The following is a 20,371-nucleotide window of genomic DNA, read 5'->3' as shown; positions in this document are numbered from 1 at the left end:
AAAAAGAACTCTACCGCAGCATTATTGACTGCCTATTCCGTCAAAACACTTCATAGGGCAGTGATAGAAATTTATGTCCAGTACCACCTCATCCTCCCGCCTTGAGATGCGGAATATATCTATCTCATTTTCTGGATTCCATGCCCTACAACAGGTTGATTTCACACTGGAAGGTGGGTCTACTCATGCGCTAGTCGGGGCTAATGGTGCAGGGAAATCAACGCTGATGGCGATTCTTTCCGGCGCTCACAATCACTATCGCGGCGAGATCTATATTGATGGTCAGCAGGTGGATATTCACTCCCCCCGCCAGGCCAGGCAGCACGGTATCCATGTGGTTCAGCAAGAGGTTGATGTCGCGCTGATCCCTACCCTGTCTGTGGCGGAAAATATTATGCTGGATACGCTGGCTGAACCGGGGCATCTGTTTAATTGGCCACAACTTTATCGCCAGGCAGAAGCACTACTCGGGCAGCTTGACCTCAAATTGAATGTACGCCAGCGGCTGGAATCCTGCACATTGGCGGAGAAACAACAGGTGCTATTGGCCCGCGCCCTTTCCCATCAATGCCGTTTTCTCATTCTGGATGAACCTACCGCGCCGTTGGATCAAGAAGAGAGTGCGCGTCTGTTTAAAGTGGTGCGCCGCTTGCAATCCGAAGGGATAGCCATTGTTTTCATTTCGCACCGCATTCATGAATTGCGCGAAATTTGTGATCAATTGACGGTATTACGCGATGGTCGCAAAGTCAGCCATGATGCAATGGGCAATTTGAGTGGTGAGCAAATTGTCGAAAAGATGCTCGGCCATACATTGGAAGATATTTTTCCACCCCGCCGAATGGCATTTAGTGACAAAATATTATTGTCTGTCAGTGGGTTACATGACCAACACAAATTGCGCAATATTTCCCTGACATTGCGCGAAGGGGAAATATTAGGGATTGCCGGGTTAGCTGGCGCGGGAAAAACCGAATTGTGCAAAGCATTGTTTGGTGCTACGCCCAGTCGTGTTGATCAGGGTGAATTACAGGGCAAACCTTGGAAACCGCGTTCACCGGATCGCTCCGTCGAACAGGGGCTAGCTTTAGTGCCCGAAGAGCGACGCAAAGAAGGTATTTTTATCCACGAAGGTATCCCAATGAACCTGAGTGTGGCCGCTGATGACAGTTTTTCCCGCTGGAGTATTTTTAGCCGCCGCCAAGAGTTGAGTTGGGCCAAAGAGTTGATTGCGCGCCTGGGAGTGCGAACTTCTTCGCCGCAGCAAAAACTCGCCCGCTTGTCGGGGGGGAATCAGCAGAAAGTGGCGATCGGCAAATGGTTGCGCGGCGATGCGCAGGTATTAATCTTTGATGAGCCTACCAAAGGTGTGGACATCAAGGCCAGGCAGGATCTGTTCAATCTAATTGACGGGTTAGCGCAACAAGGAAAAGGCATTATTTATGCATCCGGTGAATTCTCAGAATTGGTCGGTTTATGCTCTCGTATCTGTGTATTGTGGGATGGGCGAATTGTTGCCGAGCTAAACGCCGCAGATGTCGATGAAGAAACATTATTATTATTTTCAACCGGAGGAACCCCTCAGTGAGCAAAGAAATATCCCTGCCGGACGCGCAGCCATGGCGTCACCAGTTGTTTGATTTTCTCTACAAATGGGGGATGTTGCTCACCGTCGTGGCGCTAATTGCGCTGTTTGGTCTGGCCTCAGATAACTTCCTCGACCCAAACAATATCATCAATATATTGCGGTCTATTGCCATAGTGACAGTGATTGCTATCGGGGTGTCTATTTCCCTGTCAGTGGGGGGTTTTGACTTATCGGTCGGTTCGACTGCCTCGCTGGCCAATGCCATCGTGGTGTCGCTGTTTGTCTGGTACGGATTTGGCACCACCGGGGCTATTATTCTGACATTGCTCATTTGTACACTAGTGGGGTTGTTTAACGCATTTCTAATTGTGGTACTAAAGATACCCGATATGCTGGCGACCCTTGCCAGTCTGTTTGTCATTCAGGGCGTAGCGATGACGTACAGCTACGGCGGCTCTATCACGCAGAATATGTTGTTGCCGAGCGGCGATATGGCGGAGGGCGTCATTCCTGAGATGTTTTCAGCGCTGGGCCAAGTGCCGGTTATCGTGATTATCATGTTGGCGGTCACTATTGTGGTGCAGTTGTATTTATCACTGACCAAACATGGCCGACGGATGTATGCCATTGGTGGTAATCCAGAAGCGGCGCGGCTGGCGGGCATCCGCACCCTGCGTTATCGGGTGTTGGCTTATGTATTTTCATCTTTGTTAGCGGCACTGGGCGGGATTTTACTGGCATCGCGCATTGGCTCGTCACAAGTCAATGCCGGTGGCGGTTACCTGATGGACGCCGTTGCTGCCGCCTATATTGGCTTTTCACTCGCGGGGTCCGGCAAACCCAATGCCTTCGGCACCTTAATTGGCGCGGTCATCCTCGGTGTGCTGCAAAACGGGCTGGTGATGCTGTCAGTACCTTACTATGCAATGGATATCATCAAAGGATTGGTTCTGGCGCTGGCTTTAGCCCTGACTTATATTCATCAGAAGCGGTAAATACGGTTAAGGCATTCATAATCCAGCGGGGATAACGGGCAGATCATAAAGACGCCGTCAATCCTTCCCTGGAGGCTCGAGCCGCGCCATCCCTGGCGCGGACGCTTTACTCTTCTGCCAGTCATCGCCGCTTCCGATCGAGCTAATGCTGATAACCTGCATTTTTTTGCTCTTTTTACACATTCAAGGCGCAGTCGCCGTATCATTAATTCAAAGGCATTCGATTTGGGTCTGGATACTGATACTCAAACCCCAACTCACTGCAAATCTTACTGCCATCAATCTCGCGAATGGGCTCTTCAATATCTTCAGGCGTAAACTCAGGCGGAGTCAGTTGTAACGCGCGCGCGCATTCAGGATAAAAATCCCGTTTCCGTGGGTGAATCGGCGCACACAAATTATAGATATGTCCGCCTCTGGGAAGATTAAGCAGCAGTTCAATGGCGGATATCACATCTTCCTGATGTACCAGATTTACCCCCTGCGAGCCCCCTTTCACATTGGTTTTGCCCGCCAGGAAACGGCCCGGATGGCGATCAGTCCCCACCAGCCCCGCCAGACGCAAAATATCCACCGAAATATTCGGTAATTTATGCAGCCAGAGCTCAAGTTCTGCCAGCGTTTTACCTGCTGGGGTCACCGGTTGCAGTGGTGAACTTTCTTTAATTCGGCCTCGCGTTTCGCCATACACCGAGGTCGAGCTGGTAAAAATAATGCGCGGCACACCAAACGCCAGTGCACTGTCGACCACCATCTGTACCGCTTGAAAATACTGTGCCCCGCCGTCAGCCGTGCGGCTGGCGGGTAAGGTGATAACCAGCGCATCCACCGTCATCAGTTGTGCCAAATCATCTGGGTCACAAATCAACTCGGGGGTGAGTTGCAATTGAAAGCAGTTAATCCCGCTCATTCTGGCGGCTTCGACGCCATCCGGTGTGGTTTTGCTCCCCACAACCTCAACTCCACGACGGACCAATGATTGTGCCAACGGCATACCCAGCCAGCCCAATCCAATAATGGCTACTTTTTTCATCTCAATTGCCCTCGACCGGTTCATACCGCCACACCCCATACTAATAACCTACGCCAATTAATGTAACTTAATAATTACTCAATATTATGATACCCAAAGTAATTGGAGTTGCAGGTAGGCAGCAAGTAAACGCACCCCGATGAGCTTACTCAAGTAAGTGATTCGGGTAAGTGAATGTCGCTAACAACCCTGCGGCTTCAAGTATGAAGGATGTTTTATTAGTTGGCGTAATCGCCATATGTAACAACTTCCTGCTTAAACTGACATCAAACAGAGTGATAATCGCTAAAAATAAAACCAGTGCCAGCAGATGGCGCGTGGTGTGCTGGCGTAAAATAAAATCATTCGATGAAAAAAAGGTTGCGCGGTACTAGCCAGATGGTTTACGTTGATTGACAGAAATTATGTCAATAAGCCCAAATAGAGAAATTATTATGAATCGCGTTCAATTTAATCACCATCATCACCATCATCCTGACTAGTCTTGCAGGCCGATGTGTGCTGGAAGACGGTTAACGAATCTTCCAGGTGGCGGTAGAACGCAATAGAGAAAGCCCTCGGAAGATTATCTTCCGAGGGCTTTTTTGTTGCCCACCATTTTATAAATTAGATTTATGTATTTATAAATTAATAGATTAAGAGGATTACCATGCTGGATAAAACGCGTTTACGCATTGCGATGCAGAAATCAGGCCGCCTAAGTGACGATTGCCACGAATTGTTATCGCGCTGCGGGATTAAAATTAATTTACAACAACAGCGCCTGATCGCTTTCGCGGAAAACATGCCAATCGATATCCTGCGAGTACGTGATGACGATATCCCAGGGTTAGTGATGGATGGCGTGGTTGATCTGGGGATTATTGGCGAAAACGTGCTGGAAGAAGAGTTGCTGAGCCGCCGTGCTCAAGGTGAAGACCCACGTTATTTCACCTTACGCCGTCTGGATTTCGGTGGCTGTCGCCTGTCACTGGCCGCCTCACTGGATACCGAATATACCGGCCCGCAATGTTTGCAAAATAAGCGCATCGCCACCTCTTACCCGCACATTTTAAAACAATATCTTGATAAACAAGGGGTAACTTTCAAATCCTGCTTGCTCAACGGCTCAGTTGAAGTCGCTCCACGTGCCGGTTTGGCCGATGTCATCTGTGACCTGGTTTCCACCGGCGCCACTCTGGAAGCCAACGGCCTGCGCGAAGTTGAAGTGATTTACCGCTCTAAAGCCTGCCTGATTCAACGTGATGGCGAAATGCCAGCCGATAAGCAACAGCTGATTGACCGCCTGATGACCCGTATTCAGGGTGTGATTCAAGCGCGCGAATCCAAATACATCATGATGCACGCGCCAAGTGAGCGTCTGGACGAAATCATCACCCTCCTGCCGGGTGCCGAGCGCCCAACCATTCTGCCACTGGCTGGGGACAAAAGCCGCGTAGCGATGCACATGGTCAGTAGCGAGACTCTGTTCTGGGAAACCATGGAAAAACTGAAGGCGCTGGGTGCCAGCTCCATTCTGGTGTTACCGATTGAAAAGATGATGGAGTAAGGAATGCAGCCGACGAATTTCAATACCTTAATTGACTGGCAGCAATGCAGCGAAGCTCAACAAAAAGCGCTGTTGAGCCGCCCAGCTATTAATGCATCAGAGCGGATCACCGCGACAGTCAGTGAAATTCTTGACCGGGTGAAAGCCGAGGGTGATAGCGCGTTGCGTGATTTTAGCCAACGTTTTGATACGGTTAAAGTTGCTGACATCCGCATCAGCCGCGATGAAATAGCCGCCGCCGCAGGGCGCTTGGGTGACGACATCAAACAGGCCATGGCGCAAGCGGTGCGTAATATTGAAATCTTCCATAACGCGCAGAAAATGCCGGTGGTGGATGTTGAAACGCAACCGGGTGTGCGCTGCCAGCAAATCACCCGCCCGATTGCCTCCGTCGGCTTATATATTCCTGGCGGCTCCGCTCCGCTGCTTTCTACCGTGCTGATGCTTGGCACCCCAGCGCGTATTGCCGGTTGCCAGCGCGTGATTTTATGCTCCCCACCGCCGATTGCTGATGAAATTCTGTATGCCGCGCAATTATGTGGCATCCAAGAAGTATTCCAAATTGGTGGGGCGCAAGCTATTGCTGCGATGGCATTTGGCAGTGAGTCAGTGCCGAAAGTGAATAAGATCTTTGGGCCGGGCAATGCTTATGTTACAGAAGCAAAACGGCAAGTCAGCCAACGTTTGGACGGTGCGGCGATTGATATGCCGGCTGGCCCATCTGAAGTGTTGGTTATCGCCGACAGCGGCGCTACACCGGCGTTTATTGCCGCTGATTTGCTGTCTCAGGCCGAGCACGGGCCGGATTCTCAAGTGGTCTTACTGACGCCAGATGCCGCTATTGCTCAAGCCGTTGCGGTCGAAGTTGAGCGCCAACTCCAGCAGTTATCGCGCGCGGATATTGCTCGTCAGGCATTGGAAAGCAGCCGCTTGATCATCACTAAAGACTTGCAGCAATGTATTGAAATCAGCAATCAATACGGGCCGGAACACTTGATTCTGCAAATCCGCCGGCCGGAAGAAATCATTGATCAGATTGATAACGCCGGTTCGGTATTTATGGGCGACTGGTCGCCAGAATCGGCCGGTGATTATGCCTCTGGCACCAACCACGTGTTGCCGACTTATGGTTATACCTCAACCTATTCCAGTTTAGGGCTAGCCGATTTTGTTAAGCGCATGACCGTGCAGCAATTAACTCCACAAGGTCTGCTGGGACTGGCATCAACCATTGAAACACTGGCTCAGGCTGAACAACTGACCGCCCACAAAAACGCCGTTACCCTACGCGTTGCTGCCCTGACCGCCGCCAATAAGGAGCAAGCATGAATCAATCTACCTATATCACTGATTTAGCCCGTGCCAATGTCCGCGCACTGACCCCTTATATGTCAGCCCGCCGCTTGGGCGGTAATGGCGATGTGTGGCTCAATGCCAATGAATATCCGCTGGCTACTGAGTACCAGTTGACGGCGCAAACCTTTAACCGCTACCCCGAGTGCCAGCCCAAATTGGTTATCGAGCGCTATGCGGCTTACGCCGGTTTAGAAACCGACCAAATCTTAGTCAGCCGTGGGGCCGATGAAGGGATTGAGCTGTTAATTCGCGCCTTCTGCGAGCCGGGTCAGGATGCTATTCTGTTCTGCCCGCCAACCTATGGTATGTATGCTGTCAGTGCCGAAACCTTTGGTGTTGAACTTCGCACCGTGCAGACCAAAACAGATTGGCAGTTAGATGTGCCCGCGATTAAAGAAAGTTTAGACCGGGTGAAACTGATTTATATTTGCAGCCCGAATAACCCAACCGGCAATTTGATCAACCCGGCTGACTTACGCGCAGTGCTGGAACTCGCACAAGGCCGCGCTATCGTGGCTATCGACGAAGCTTATATAGAGTTCTGCCCACAGGCCTCGGTGAGCGGTTGGCTAAAAGATTATCCGAATTTAGTTATTTTGCGCACCTTATCGAAAGCTTTTGCATTAGCCGGTTTGCGTTGTGGCTTTACGTTAGCGAACAGCGATATCATCCAACTGCTGCTTAAAGTGATTGCGCCGTACCCATTGTCAACGCCTGTGGCGGATATTGCTGCACAGGCGCTCAGCCCACAAGGCCTTGAGCACATGCGCCAACGGGTCAGCGAAGTAAAAACCAATCGTGAATGGCTACAAAATGCGTTGCAAAACTGCGCCTGTGTTGAGCGAGTGTTTACCAGTGAAAGTAACTATTTATTAGCGCGATTCACCGCCTCCAGCAGTGTGTTCAAGACACTGTGGGATCAGGGCATTATTTTGCGAGATCAAAACAAGCAACCGAGCCTATCGAATTGCCTGCGTATCACGATAGGTACCCGCCAGGAATGTGAGCGAGTGATTGCCGCCCTTGCCCCTTTACCCGGTGTTGATAGCCCGAATAGCACTAATAAAAACGAAAATACCAATACCTCCAGCCTCCGTAAGGAAACGATATGAGCCAGAAATTTCTTTTTATTGACAGAGACGGCACCCTGATTGCTGAGCCACCAACGGACTTTCAGGTTGATCGGCTGGACAAGCTGGCGCTGGAGCCAGACGTCATTCCGGCATTACTGGCACTGCAAAAAGCAGATTATCGTTTGGTGATGATAACGAATCAGGATGGGCTGGGCACCGCCAGTTTCCCGCAAGAAACCTTTGATCCGCCACATAACCTAATGATGCAGATTTTCAGCTCTCAGGGGATCAATTTCGAGCAGGTTTTGATTTGCCCGCACAAACCCGCAGATAACTGTGATTGTCGTAAGCCAAAAACAGCATTAGTCGAAAACTATCTGGCCGAAAGCGTGATGAACAGCGCCAACAGCTACGTTATCGGTGACCGAGAGACTGACCTGCAATTGGCGCAAAACATGGGTATCAGCGGCTTGCGGTATCAGCGCGATGGGCTGAATTGGTCACAAATCGCCAAGCAGCTGACTCAGCGTGATCGCCATGCTCACGTTAACCGAGTGACCAAAGAAACCGCCATTGATGTCGATGTTTGGCTGGATCGCGAAGGCGGCAGTAAGATCAAAACCGGCGTGGGTTTCTTCGACCATATGCTGGACCAAATAGCAACGCACGGCGGTTTCCGGATGGATATTCAGGTCAGTGGCGATCTGTATATTGATGACCACCACACCGTGGAAGATACTGCGCTGGCGCTGGGTGAGGCTATTAACAACGCACTGGGTGACAAACGCGGTATTGGGCGTTTTGGTTTTGTGCTGCCAATGGATGAATGTCTGGCACGTTGTGCATTAGATATTTCCGGCCGCCCACATTTGGAATACAAAGCAGAATTTAACTATCAGCGCGTGGGCGACCTCAGCACTGAGATGGTCGAGCACTTCTTCCGCTCCCTCTCTTATGCCATGGCCTGCACCCTGCACCTGAAAACCAAAGGCCGTAATGATCACCACCGGGTGGAAAGCCTGTTTAAAGTGTTTGGCCGTACTTTGCGCCAAGCAATCCGTGTTGAGGGCAACACCCTGCCAAGTTCCAAGGGAGTGCTGTAATGGATGTGGTGATTCTGGATACCGGTTGCGCCAACCTCTCCTCTGTCACCTACGCGGTGCAGCGTTTAGGTTATGCGCCGGTTATCAGCCGCGACCCGGAAATTGTGCTGCGGGCCGATAAGCTGTTTCTGCCAGGCGTGGGTACCGCTCATGCAGCAATGGAGCAATTGAAGCAACGCGAGCTTATCGCGCTGATTAAAAGCTGCACTCAGCCGGTGCTGGGTATTTGCCTCGGAATGCAGTTGCTGGCAACCAGCAGCGAAGAGAGCGGCGGGATTGAGACGCTTGGCATTATCAATACACCGGTAAAACAGATGACAGATTTTGGTTTACCGTTACCGCATATGGGTTGGAACCAGGTAACGCCACAGGCGGGAAATCATCTGTTCCGCGGTATCCCAGACGGAACTTATTTCTACTTTGTGCACGGATATGCAATGCCAATATGCCCAAATACCATCGCCCAAGCCAATTACGGCGAGCCGTTTACCGCCGCAGTCGCAAAAGACAACTTCTTTGGCGTGCAGTTTCATCCGGAACGCTCCGGAGCGGCTGGAGCCCAACTGCTGAAAAACTTTTTGGAGATGTAAGCACCATGATTATTCCCGCTTTGGATTTGATCGAAGGTAAGGTGGTGCGTTTGCATCAAGGTGATTACGGTCAACAGCGTGATTATGGCAATCACCCGTTACCGCGCCTACAGGATTATCAGCAGCAAGGTGCCCAAGTATTGCATTTGGTTGATCTGACTGGCGCTAAAGACCCCACAGCCCGCCAAATCCCATTATTACGTGAGTTGCTGGCTGGTGTTGATGTGCCGGTGCAAGTTGGCGGCGGTATCCGTAATGAGCAAGATGTCGTCGCATTGCTGGAAGCTGGGGCAACACGCGTTGTTGTGGGTTCAACCGCGGTTAAACAACCGGAAATGGTACAGCAATGGTTTGAACGCTATGGTGCAGAGGCCATTGTGCTAGCGCTGGATGTGCGTATCACTAATGCAGGCCGCAAAGAAGTCGCAATCAGCGGTTGGCAGGAAAATTCTGATGCCACGTTAGAGCATATTGTCGAACAATACCTACCTTTCGGCCTAAAACATGTGCTCTGTACAGATATTTCACGCGATGGCACCTTAAGTGGCTCGAATGTTGAGCTGTATCAGGAAGTGTGCCAGCGTTACCCGCAAGTGGCATTCCAGGCCTCCGGTGGCATTGGTTGTCTGGATGATATTGCTCGTTTGCGCGGCAGTGGTGTACAAGGCGTGATCGTGGGCCGCGCGCTATTGGACGGCAAATTTAACGTGAAGGAGGCGATTGCATGCTGGCAAAACGGTTAATTCCTTGTCTGGATGTGAAAGACGGCCAGGTGGTTAAAGGCGTCCAGTTCCGCAATCATGAAATCATTGGCGATATTGTGCCGCTGGCACAACGCTATGCGCAAGAAGGCGCTGATGAGTTGGTATTTTACGATATCACCGCCTCCTCTGATGGCCGAGTGGTCGACAAAAGCTGGGTATCACGGGTTGCAGAAGTGATTGATATTCCGTTCTGCGTCGCAGGTGGAATTAAAAGTGTGGAAGATGCCGGTCAAATCCTAACTTTCGGTGCGGACAAAATCTCCATCAACTCACCTGCACTGGCTGATCCAACATTAATTACCCGCCTGGCCGACCGCTATGGCGTACAATGCATCGTGGTGGGTATTGATACTTGGTATGACGCAGAAAGTGACAGTTACCAAGTTTATCAATTTACCGGCGATGAAAAACGGACCAAAGCCACCACCTGGCAGACCGAAGATTGGATAAAAGAAGTCCAATTACGCGGTGCTGGTGAGATTGTACTCAATATGATGAATCAAGATGGCGTGCGTAATGGTTATGATTTGCGCCAATTGAAACAGATGCGAACCCTCTGCCATGTCCCATTAATCGCCTCTGGCGGTGCCGGAACACCAGAGCACTTTCTGGAAGCATTCCGTGATGCGGATGTCGATGGTGCGCTGGCAGCCTCGGTATTCCATAAGCAAATCATTAATATCGGCGAATTGAAAAAGTATTTGTCTGAACAAGGTGTGGAGATAAGAGTGTGTTAAGCGAACAACAAATTAACCAACTGGATTGGGACAAAGTCGACAATCTGATGCCAGCCATCGTTCAGCATGCTGTATCCGGCGAAGTTCTGATGATGGGGTACATGGACAAAGAAGCGCTGGCAGTGACAGAAGAAACCGGCAAAGTCACTTTTTTCTCTCGCACTAAACAGCGCTTATGGACCAAAGGCGAAAGCTCCGGCCATTTCCTGAATGTAGTGAATATCTACCCTGACTGCGATAATGATACCCTGCTGATTCTGGTCAATCCTATCGGCCCAACCTGTCATTTAGGCAATAATAGTTGCTTTGCACCGGCTGCCAGCGACTGGGGCTTCTTGTATCAACTAGAACAGTTGTTAGCCTCACGTAAATCAGCAGATCCAGCCAGTTCCTACACCGCAAAACTGTATGCCAGCGGGACTAAACGTATCGCGCAGAAAGTGGGCGAAGAAGGGGTAGAAACTGCCCTCGCCGCGACAGTGAATGACCGCGAAGAGCTAACAAATGAAGCATCAGATCTGATGTATCACTTGCTGGTGTTATTGCAGGATCAGGACTTGGATCTGAGTAAAGTGATAGGTCGCCTGCGCGAACGTCACGAGAAGTAATTACCTGATTGCCTTTCTTATCAGCAAAAAAACGCCCTCGACTCAGCATCGAGGGCGTTTTTATTAAGGCAAACTTTTAAAATCAGCGAGCGAGTTACTCCAGCCTTCCCTACCTAAAGTCACCTCGGCGGCTCACTTAATTTAACGGCCTATCCACCTGAGGCGTCGCGAGCGAAAGTAGTTTGATTGCGGACAGCGCACAGTCACCGGAGCGTTCAAAAGTACATGTACTTTTGTCCGAGCACTGCGCAATCCCAGAATGGCAAAGCGCAGTAGCCGTTAAATGGATTATTCCATCCACTCGGTGTGGAAAACACCTTCTTTATCAGTACGTTTGTAAGTATGCGCACCAAAATAGTCGCGCTGCGCCTGAATCAAGTTGGCTGGCAGTACGGCTGAACGGTAGCTGTCATAATAGTTAATCGCCGCAGAGAATGTTGGTGTTGGGATACCGTTTTGAACCGCGTAAGACACAACATCACGCAGCGCTTGCTGGTATTCATCAGCAATTTGCTTGAAATAAGGTGCCAACAGCAGGTTTGCGATATCCGCATTTTCTGCGTACGCGTCAGTGATTTTTTGCAGGAACTGAGCACGAATAATGCAGCCAGCACGGAAAATCTTGGCAATCTCACCGTAATGCAGATTCCAGTTATTTTCTTCGGAAGCGGCTTTCAACTGAGAGAAACCTTGTGCGTAAGAAACGATTTTACCCAGATATAATGCGCGACGAATTTTCTCAATGAACTCAGCTTTATCACCAGTGAAAGGCTTCACTGTCGGGCCGGTGAGCACTTTAGATGCTGCAACACGCTGATCTTTCAGGGAAGACAAATAACGAGCAAACACAGACTCAGTGATCAATGTTAATGGCTCGCCTAAGTCCAGAGAACTTTGGCTGGTCCATTTACCGGTACCTTTGTTTGCTGCTTCGTCCAGAATAACGTCAACCAGATATTTACCGTCTTCATCTTTCTTGGTAAAGATGTCTTTAGTAATATCAATCAGATAGCTGTTCAGTTCACCTTTATTCCACTCAGCAAAGGTACTTGCCAACTCTTCGTTGCTCAAACCCAAAGACTGTTTCAACAGAGAATACGCTTCGGCGATCAACTGCATGTCACCGTATTCAATGCCGTTGTGAACCATTTTAACGTAATGGCCCGCACCGTCTGCACCAATATACGCAACACAAGCATCACCATCATCAGCACGAGCAGCAATTTTCTCAAGAATAGGAGCAACCAACTCGTAGGCTTCTTTCTGACCACCAGGCATGATGGATGGGCCTTTCAATGCTCCCTCTTCGCCACCGGAAACACCCGTGCCGATAAAGTTAAAACCTTGCGCAGAAAGTTCGCGATTACGACGGATGGTGTCTTTGTAGTAAGTATTACCACCATCAATCAGAATATCGCCTTTATCCAAATGCGGTGTCAGTGAAGCAATCGTTTTGTCAGTGGCTTCACCCGCTTTCACCATCAGCAGGATACGACGCGGCTTTTCTAGTGAATCAACAAACTCTTCAACGGTGTAACTCGGCACCAGATTTTTACCTGGATTCTCAGCAACGACTTCGTCGGTTTTGTCTGATGAACGGTTAAAGATAGAGACGGAATAGCCGCGGCTTTCGATATTGAGCGCCAAGTTACGGCCCATCACTGCCATACCGACAATGCCGATCTGTTGTTTGGACATTAAAAAACTCCTGTCTGAAGAGATGACACCTGTTATCGGCCTTGAAGCCAACAGGTTTTTGATGTGGGAAACATGTTAACTCAGGATTATGTCAGCTGGGTAGTGATTGGTGCGATAGATAGCACAACTGACGAGTTGCTGTTCGCACACGTTTGCTTTATCAAAGTGAACAGTAAATATGATTTAATTTATCATGCTGATTTATCGAAAAAAAAAAGCAATCACCAAGATTGCTTTTCATTTATCTCTACGCCAGCTTACGCCAGAAATTCTTTCAACCAGGTCTTAAACTCAGCGCCTTGCTTTGGATGGCGTAATCCGTAGGCAACATACGCCTGCATATAACCGAGTTTCTCACCACAGTTATAAGACTCACCGGTTAATCCAACAGCGTCCACGGGTTTAACTTCAGCCAGAGCATCAATCGCATCTGTCAGTTGAATACGCCCCCAGGCTCCGGGCTTGGTTAGTTCCAACAGTGGCCAAATATCCCCAGACAGAACATAGCGACCAACAGCAGACAGATTTGATTGTAAGTCAACTGGGCTTTGCGGCTTTTCTACCATAGCCTTAATTCGACTACTTTCGCCAGGTTCCAAATCAGCTTTCTCACAAGAAATAACCGAGTAGTTTGATAAAGCTTCCGGTTCAACTGAATGAACTAATACCTGGCTGTTGCCGGTTTCTTCGAAACGTTTAACCAATTGAGCCAGATTATCTCGGGTTAGATCCGATTTTGCGTCATCAATCAGCACATCCGGCAACAACACCGCGAATGGTTCATTTCCTACAAGTGGTTTGGCACATAATACCGCATGGCCTAATCCTTCAGCATGCCCTTGGCGAAGGTGCATAATCGTCACACCCGGCGGGCAGATAGATTGCACTTCTTCCAATAATTGGCGCTTAACACGCGCCTCTAGCATGGCCTCTAGTTCATAAGAAGTATCAAAATGGTTCTCTACCGCATTCTTTGACGAATGAGTTATTAAAATAATTTCTTTAATACCGGCAGCAACACATTCGTTAACTACATATTGGATTAATGGCTTATCGACAATAGGTAGCATTTCCTTGGGAATAGCTTTGGTGGCGGGAAGCATTCTCATGCCTAAACCGGCCACAGGGATTACTGCTTTCAATTTGGTCATAATTAACCCACTGATTTTTAATACAAATTTAAAATCATGCTCTATTCTGGCACTAAACCGATGTTAATCGATTTGTTTTTTCAGCCAAGCAGTAAAATTTTCACCTTCGGTGTTATGGCGAACACCATAAGTGACAAAGGCTTTCATATAGCCTAATTTGTCGCCGCAATCGTGAGATTTACCGGTCATATGGAAAGCTTCAACCGGTTCTTGTTCCATTAACATCGCAATGGCATCAGTAAGCTGAATTTCATCGCCAGCACCGCGAGGCGTTTTTTTCAGTAATGGCCAAATATCTTTAGACAACACATAGCGCCCAACCACAGCAAGATTAGAAGGCGCATCAGCGACAGAAGGCTTCTCAACCACAGCGGTCATTCGGGTACTCTCACCTGGTTTTAAATCGACATGACCACAATCAGCAATACCGTACTTGGAAACGTCCGCTTGAGGCACCGGCTCAACCATGATTTGGCTATGCCCCGTTTTCTCAAAGCGCTGAATCATGCTGGCAAGATTCTCTTTAGACAAATCAGCTGTTGAATCATCAAGTAGCACATCTGGCAGCAGCACAATAAATGGGTTATCGCCCACCATCGGTTGAGCACAAAGTACTGCGTGCCCCAGTCCTTTGGCATGGCCCTGACGCACTTGCATAATGGTGACATCGGGCGGGCAAATATTTTTAATCTCTTTTAATAACTGCCGCTTAACCCGTGACTCCAATGCCGCTTCCAATTCAAATGAGGTATCAAAATGGTTTTCTATCGCATTTTTGGACGAATGGCTTACCAGCACGATCTCTTTGACTCCGGCGGCAACGCACTCATCTACGATATATTGAATTAGGGGCTTATCGACCACTGGCAGCATTTCTTTCGGAATCGCCTTCGTCGCTGGCAACATACGGGTGCCAAGCCCGGCAACAGGAATAACGGCTTTCAAACACTTCATTGCTATGGCCTCTTCAACTTTAAACAGTTAAATCTGGTTGGATTAATTCTATACACTAAGAGAGATAAGCTGGGATGGCTCATTATTCATTTATCTGCATCAAAGCTTACATCAGAATGTTCCTGATTACATTCTCAAAAATATCAGTAAACATTTCATTCAGTTATCGGCTACAAGAACAATCGAATGAAGATTGCGCTATTCAAAATAGAAACATGCCGAGATCACACAGAAGTTATTAACAAATATTATTTATGAATAATTTCATTATATAAATCTATATAACTTGAAACCATTTTCTCAGAAGTAAAACACTCTAAATAACGCGCTCTCGAATTACGACCAAATTGTTCAGATAACTCAATATTATTCCATAAGTTATCCATCGCAGTTCTTAATGCTTTAGGGTCCGATGGCGGTACGACCAATCCTGTTTGCTGGTCGATATTAATAAAGGTTGTACCCGTTCCTATTTCACTTGAAATTAAAGGTTTACCATACATCGCACCCTCTAATAATGTAATACCAAAAGCTTCAGAACGTAGATGAGAGGGGAAAACCACAGCATAGCAAAGTCTTAAAAGTGCTGTTTTATCTTCATCAGATACAGCGCCCATAAAATGAACATTATCAATGTCTAGCTCTTTAGCTTGCCGTTTTAACTCTGACTCAATAGGCCCTGCACCAACAATAACGATAGGATAAGTAGATTTTTTAGCTGCCTCAATAAGAATATGCAGACCTTTATAATAGCGAAAAGCCCCAACAAACAGAAAGAAACGCGTTCCAAACTTATTTTTCCAGCATTCGAGGCGTTCAGCCGTTGGAATGGGATAAGATTGCTCATCAAGCCCATAGGGAATAACACTAACTTTGTGAATAAATTTTTTCAGAATGACACTCGTCTTCACATAGTTAGGTGAGGCAGCAACAATGTGAGAAACATCATTAAGAAATCGAGTCATTAATGGTGTATATATCTTTAATATATTCTTCTGCTTTACAATATCGGAATGATAACTAACAACTGTTGGTTTTTTTATTCCCGACAAGAAATGTACCATATCCATAAGAGGGAATGGAAAGTGGTAATGGATAATATCAGCCTGACTAGCTAGCTTTTTAAAATCTTTCAATGCTTGGAACGAAAAAGGTGTTGAAGCGGCTTCAAAGTTTATTGGTGAGCAATATACGGTATGTGACCCTATTTTTTGATTAACAATACTACCGCGCGGACTTAGAGATAATACTGTAGAGTCAACACCTCTATGGGCACCACCCTCACATAATTGAAAAATAACTTGCTCTATACCACCAAAAGAATCTGGGTAATACGTTTTATAAAAATGTAGCACTTTTAGCATGATATTTTTATACCTGCCTATAAGCTTTGATTGTTTCATGAGCACATCGCGCCCATGAAAAATCTTTTGCTTTAGCTAGGCCTGCCATTATTGATTCACTCCGCCAGTTATCATCTTCTACACTTTTAATAATAGCAGCTGTTAACCCCTCAACATCCAGTGCATCACACATTAAACCTGAATCACCCAAAACCTCGGGTAATGAAGCAGCGTTGGAACAAACAACCGGCACACCGGATGCCATTGCTTCAAGAATTGGCAATCCAAACCCCTCATATAATGATGGAAATAAAAAAGTCTTTGCTCCTGCAAAAAGTAGAGGAAGATCATTTTCACTCAAATAACCAAGATACAATAACCAACCTTGTTGCATTGCATGCTCAAAACGGCGATGTATAGCTTCACTATTCCATCCAGGAAAACCACAAATAACCAATGGATACCGAGAACGTATTTCCAGTGGGAGTCGCTCATAGGCATTGAGCAACGTTGTAATATTTTTTCTTGGCTCAATAGTTCCAGTGAATAAAGTATATTGACCAACAACAAGACCAAGCTTTGTCATCAAGCCTTGCAATTCAGTATGATTCCTAGGGTAAAAATCCCCGCTACTGGCTAAAGGAGCTGAAATGATTTTTTCAATGGGGTAGTTAAAGTACTCGGCTAATTCTTTACGAGTAAACTCAGAGTCAGTGATTAAGACTTTCGCTCTTTTTATAGTGAGCAATAACTCTTTTTGCATGTATCGAACACGGTTTTGCGGATGACACTGGGGCCATTTGAAAATAGAAAGATCATGGAAAGTAGCAACAGCATTATTAATTCGGGGAGGTAGATAAAAATTTGTGCTGTGGTAAATAAAACTTTCGTACGGCTTTAACACCAAACTTTTTAACCATGGGGCAGAAAGACGATATAGCTCACTAGCAATCACACTATTTTTTACAACGTTTTTTAATCCTGAGGTAGCCCCTGAACTCACCTTTATTGTAGGTAAGTCACGAGATATTTTTCGACCTTGCAGAAATAAGAGATCAGAGATTTCATTACTAATCTGCAATTCACGAGCTAATTCATATGTATAGCGACCAATACCCGTTAATGGATATTTGATAGAGTCAGTAGAAAAAACAACTCTCATTATTTATTTTCCAGCATCCAGCGCAATGTCTGCTCCAATGGCGGAGTATTCCAATTTTGAACAATACTCTGTAATTTGCTTGCATCGCCACATAAGGTTTTTACTTCATTCGCACGAACAAATGCTGGATTAACATGAATAGATAAACTATGTGAGGTTATTTGTTCACATAAACTGATGACTTCACGTAGTGAATAAGTTCTGCCTGAACAAACGTTAACAGTCTCACCGATAGGCTTGGCTATTAATAATCCTAAATAAGCTTTAACTAATGCTCTGACATCAGTAAAGTCACGCCATACATCTAAATTACCTAACTCTATTTTATCTGTTTTACGTTTAAAATGAGAAACAATTTTAGGTAATAAGAAATTATCGGATTGCCCGACACCAGTATAATTAAATGGGCGAACAATAATAAGTGGCAGCTTTTCTGACCATAGCTTAGCCATATATTCCATGGCTAACTTGCTGACCGCATAATCATTAGCGGGTTTCACTGCGGCTGATTCACTCAGAACACCAGCCTGGGTATTACCATAAACATTGGCACTACTTGCAAGCAAAACAGCTTCGATATTATCAGCAACGATACTCAGAGCGACCAATAAATTCCTGGTTCCTACTACATTAACATCATAAAAAGCGGCAGGATCGCCATGTCCTACAAAAGCGATTGCAGCAAGATGGACAACAAGGTGAGGCTTGACCTGTTCGATGATAGAAGTCAGCCCTTTAGCATCAAGTAAATCAACTTGAAAATAATCAGCCTCATTTGAAGATTGTGAGCCTAAACCAAATACCCGGTAACCGGCAGCGGATAACTCCGCCGCCATATAATGGCCCGTAAAACCCTGAATACCGGTGATCAGGGCACGCTTGCCATTCATTTCCATCAGAATGAGAAACCTTGTTGATTGCGGCGAAGATCCTCTTCTACCATCATCTGACAGAGTTCTTCCAATGTCGTTTTTGGTTCCCAGCCCAATATTTCTTTGGCTTTTTGTGGATTACCAATCAACAATTCAACTTCTGCAGGGCGGTAGAACTTAGGATTAACTTTAACTAAAGTTTTCCCTGTTGCTGTATCGATCCCAATTTCATGCTCATCTTTGCCTTCAAAGCGCAAATTAAAACCAGCAGCCTTGAATGCCATAGAAACAAAATCACGCACAGTTTCTGTACGATTTGTCGCCAGAACAAAAGTATCAGGAACATCTGCTTGCAGCATACGCCACATGCCTTCTACATATTCTTTGGCAAAGCCCCAATCACGTTTGGCATCCATATTCCCTAATTCCAGGACGTCTAGCTTGCCTAATTTAATTTTTGCGACTGAATCAGTAATTTTACGGGTAACGAACTCACGACCACGCAGTGGTGACTCGTGATTAAAAAGAATACCGCTACAACCAAAAATACCGTAGCTCTCACGATAGTTAATTGTCATCCAGTGCGCATACAGCTTAGCTACACCATATGGACTACGAGGATAGAATGGAGTCTCTTCAACTTGTGGGATAGCCTGAACTTTACCGAACATTTCAGAAGTTGAAGCTTGGTAAAATCGAATTTTAGTATTAACAATACGAATTGCTTCTAATAAATTTAGTGGACCGATACCTGTAATTTCTGCTGTTGTTGCAGGTTGGTCAAAAGAAACACCAACGAAACTTTGAGCAGCAAGGTTATAGACTTCCGTGGCTTGAGTAGTTTGCAATAAGCGAATACTGGCAGAGAGATCCGTTAGATCATATTCAACCAGATGCAAATTAGGATGTTTATCAATGCCTAACTCTTCAATACGCCAAAAGTTAACAGAACTTGTACGACGGTAGGTACCATAAACTTCATAGCCCTTCTCAAGTAACAATTCAGCGAGATATGCGCCATCTTGGCCTGTGATACCCGTTACTACCGCTTTCATGAGTCTATCCTTTAATTTTTAATTAGATGTAACATTTAGTACAACCGAAGTTGTACTTATCACTTTACCAGATTGAAGTAATTTACACTCCATGGAATATGTACCAGACTCTTCTGGCGGAAATAGAGGAAGCCAAATACTATCTCTACTCTTATAATATTCTCGCCTAATCTCTGCTAAGTTTGAGTTAAATACCGTCATATCGATTTCAAAATGTTCACTTGTATTATTTAGTACAATAATACGACGAAGATGCACTGGCCCAGCGGTTAGTTCAAACGATGGCATTGAAAAAGAAAACGTATCTGCATCTATAAGTAAAACAAGAGGCGTAACCATCCTATCTGTGTTTTTTATTTCAGTTGCCTTTACTTTTTCTAAACCATTTTTATATGCGATCATTCTATCAGAATCTTTTACGATCTCAGTTATACCATTCTCTGGCACGTCGTAATAATTTTGAAAATCAAACTCAGCCGGAATTACATCACATGGCCAGTCTGATGGATTTCCTGGCCAAGAAAAACATCTATATTCTTTAGACGAAAAATTATTAGGAAAATAGAAACTGGCAATATTAAAGTAGATACTCCACTCATCTACACCTTGATTTCGTTTATCTTTTAAATACTTTCCGTAGATTTCATTCACTAGTTTTTTATTTATTATTTGTGGCATATGTGATGAGTAAGCTTTGGTATAAAATCCATAGGACTTTAATAATTGCGCTGTTTTTAAGA

At 46.4% G+C, this 20,371-nt stretch carries 20 protein-coding genes and 1 other annotated feature; of the genes, 11 read left to right on the top strand and 9 right to left on the bottom strand.

Features of this window, described 5'->3' with window-relative positions:
* The first annotated feature begins 73 nt into the window (after window positions 1-73).
* The gene (locus FTA91_RS05175) at window positions 74-1,588 is read left to right on the top strand and encodes a sugar ABC transporter ATP-binding protein (protein WP_145535504.1); all 1,515 of its coding nucleotides are present in this window, start codon (window positions 74-76) and stop codon (window positions 1,586-1,588) included.
* Window positions 1,585-2,583 (top strand): ABC transporter permease, encoded by a 999-nt coding sequence (locus FTA91_RS05170; RefSeq protein ID WP_050114297.1) that lies wholly within the window; start codon window positions 1,585-1,587, stop codon window positions 2,581-2,583. The genes FTA91_RS05175 and FTA91_RS05170 overlap by 4 nt, the downstream gene beginning before the upstream one ends.
* 205 nt (window positions 2,584-2,788) lie before the next feature.
* Here the strand turns inward: FTA91_RS05170 and FTA91_RS05165 are convergent, their stop codons facing one another.
* Complete coding sequence (locus FTA91_RS05165) at window positions 2,789-3,616, bottom strand: SDR family oxidoreductase (RefSeq protein WP_050114298.1); 828 nt, start codon at window positions 3,614-3,616, stop codon at window positions 2,789-2,791.
* Between the two features lie 434 nt (window positions 3,617-4,050).
* Between FTA91_RS05165 and hisL the strand changes: the two genes are divergently transcribed.
* The 9 genes from hisL to hisIE all read left to right on the top strand — a co-directional run bounded on the left by hisL (window position 4,051) and on the right by hisIE (window position 11,396).
* Complete coding sequence (gene hisL, locus FTA91_RS05160) at window positions 4,051-4,098, top strand: his operon leader peptide (protein WP_002231208.1); 48 nt, start codon at window positions 4,051-4,053, stop codon at window positions 4,096-4,098.
* Window positions 4,074-4,204, top strand: a sequence feature (His leader region). Its footprint overlaps the gene before it by 25 nt.
* Window positions 4,205-4,265: 61 nt before the next feature.
* Window positions 4,266-5,165, top strand: coding sequence for an ATP phosphoribosyltransferase (gene hisG, locus FTA91_RS05155; RefSeq protein WP_004388789.1), 900 nt, complete (start codon window positions 4,266-4,268; stop codon window positions 5,163-5,165).
* Between the two features lie 3 nt (window positions 5,166-5,168).
* Window positions 5,169-6,494 (top strand): histidinol dehydrogenase, encoded by a 1,326-nt coding sequence (gene hisD / locus FTA91_RS05150; RefSeq protein ID WP_050114299.1) that lies wholly within the window; start codon window positions 5,169-5,171, stop codon window positions 6,492-6,494.
* A complete protein-coding gene (gene hisC, locus FTA91_RS05145; protein ID WP_050114300.1) occupies window positions 6,491-7,633 on the top strand; it encodes a histidinol-phosphate transaminase in 1,143 nt (380 codons plus the stop codon). The genes hisD and hisC overlap by 4 nt, the downstream gene beginning before the upstream one ends.
* Window positions 7,630-8,697 carry a bifunctional histidinol-phosphatase/imidazoleglycerol-phosphate dehydratase HisB gene (gene hisB / locus FTA91_RS05140; RefSeq protein ID WP_050114301.1) on the top strand — a complete coding sequence of 356 codons (1,068 nt, stop codon included), beginning with the start codon at window positions 7,630-7,632 and terminating at the stop codon, window positions 8,695-8,697. The genes hisC and hisB overlap by 4 nt, the downstream gene beginning before the upstream one ends.
* The gene (hisH, locus tag FTA91_RS05135; protein ID WP_050114302.1) at window positions 8,697-9,287 is read left to right on the top strand and encodes an imidazole glycerol phosphate synthase subunit HisH; all 591 of its coding nucleotides are present in this window, start codon (window positions 8,697-8,699) and stop codon (window positions 9,285-9,287) included. The genes hisB and hisH overlap by 1 nt, the downstream gene beginning before the upstream one ends.
* A gap of 5 nt (window positions 9,288-9,292) precedes the next feature.
* Window positions 9,293-10,030, top strand: a complete 738-nt coding sequence (gene hisA / locus FTA91_RS05130) for a 1-(5-phosphoribosyl)-5-[(5-phosphoribosylamino)methylideneamino]imidazole-4-carboxamide isomerase (protein WP_050114303.1) — start codon at window positions 9,293-9,295, stop codon at window positions 10,028-10,030.
* Complete coding sequence (hisF, locus tag FTA91_RS05125; RefSeq protein ID WP_050114305.1) at window positions 10,012-10,788, top strand: imidazole glycerol phosphate synthase subunit HisF; 777 nt, start codon at window positions 10,012-10,014, stop codon at window positions 10,786-10,788. Before hisA ends, hisF begins: the two co-directional genes overlap by 19 nt.
* Window positions 10,782-11,396: a bifunctional phosphoribosyl-AMP cyclohydrolase/phosphoribosyl-ATP diphosphatase HisIE gene (gene hisIE, locus FTA91_RS05120; RefSeq protein WP_050114306.1), complete on the top strand. Its 615-nt coding sequence runs from the start codon at window positions 10,782-10,784 to the stop codon at window positions 11,394-11,396. Before hisF ends, hisIE begins: the two co-directional genes overlap by 7 nt.
* 288 nt (window positions 11,397-11,684) lie before the next feature.
* On the opposite strand, the gene gndA is transcribed toward hisIE, so the two are convergent.
* The 8 genes from gndA to FTA91_RS20045 form a co-directional block, all read right to left on the bottom strand.
* Window positions 11,685-13,094, bottom strand: a complete 1,410-nt coding sequence (gndA, locus tag FTA91_RS05115) for an NADP-dependent phosphogluconate dehydrogenase (protein ID WP_145583009.1) — start codon at window positions 13,092-13,094, stop codon at window positions 11,685-11,687.
* 257 nt (window positions 13,095-13,351) lie between these two features.
* Window positions 13,352-14,245: a UTP--glucose-1-phosphate uridylyltransferase GalU gene (gene galU / locus FTA91_RS05105; protein WP_050114309.1), complete on the bottom strand. Its 894-nt coding sequence runs from the start codon at window positions 14,243-14,245 to the stop codon at window positions 13,352-13,354.
* A 63-nt stretch (window positions 14,246-14,308) separates the two neighbouring features.
* Window positions 14,309-15,199 carry a UTP--glucose-1-phosphate uridylyltransferase GalU gene (gene galU, locus FTA91_RS05100; protein ID WP_050114310.1) on the bottom strand — a complete coding sequence of 297 codons (891 nt, stop codon included), beginning with the start codon at window positions 15,197-15,199 and terminating at the stop codon, window positions 14,309-14,311.
* Between the two features lie 248 nt (window positions 15,200-15,447).
* Window positions 15,448-16,563, bottom strand: coding sequence for a glycosyltransferase family 4 protein (locus tag FTA91_RS05095; RefSeq protein WP_050114379.1), 1,116 nt, complete (start codon window positions 16,561-16,563; stop codon window positions 15,448-15,450).
* Between the two features lie 7 nt (window positions 16,564-16,570).
* Window positions 16,571-17,704 (bottom strand): glycosyltransferase family 4 protein, encoded by a 1,134-nt coding sequence (locus FTA91_RS05090; RefSeq protein WP_145535513.1) that lies wholly within the window; start codon window positions 17,702-17,704, stop codon window positions 16,571-16,573.
* A complete protein-coding gene (locus tag FTA91_RS05085) occupies window positions 17,704-18,594 on the bottom strand; it encodes a GDP-mannose 4,6-dehydratase (protein WP_050114381.1) in 891 nt (296 codons plus the stop codon). The genes FTA91_RS05090 and FTA91_RS05085 overlap by 1 nt, the downstream gene beginning before the upstream one ends.
* Window positions 18,595-18,599: 5 nt before the next feature.
* Window positions 18,600-19,631, bottom strand: a complete 1,032-nt coding sequence (gmd, locus tag FTA91_RS05080; RefSeq protein WP_050114312.1) for a GDP-mannose 4,6-dehydratase — start codon at window positions 19,629-19,631, stop codon at window positions 18,600-18,602.
* A gap of 18 nt (window positions 19,632-19,649) precedes the next feature.
* The coding region (locus FTA91_RS20045; protein WP_186377342.1) for a hypothetical protein at window positions 19,650-20,371 on the bottom strand (722 nt) is incomplete at its 5' end.

It is taken from the genome of Yersinia thracica, from assembly GCF_902170565.1.
Taxonomy (GTDB): domain Bacteria; phylum Pseudomonadota; class Gammaproteobacteria; order Enterobacterales; family Enterobacteriaceae; genus Yersinia; species Yersinia thracica.
The sequence above is the reverse complement of the archived record's forward strand: the minus strand, read 5'-3'. Positions and strand labels throughout refer to the sequence as shown.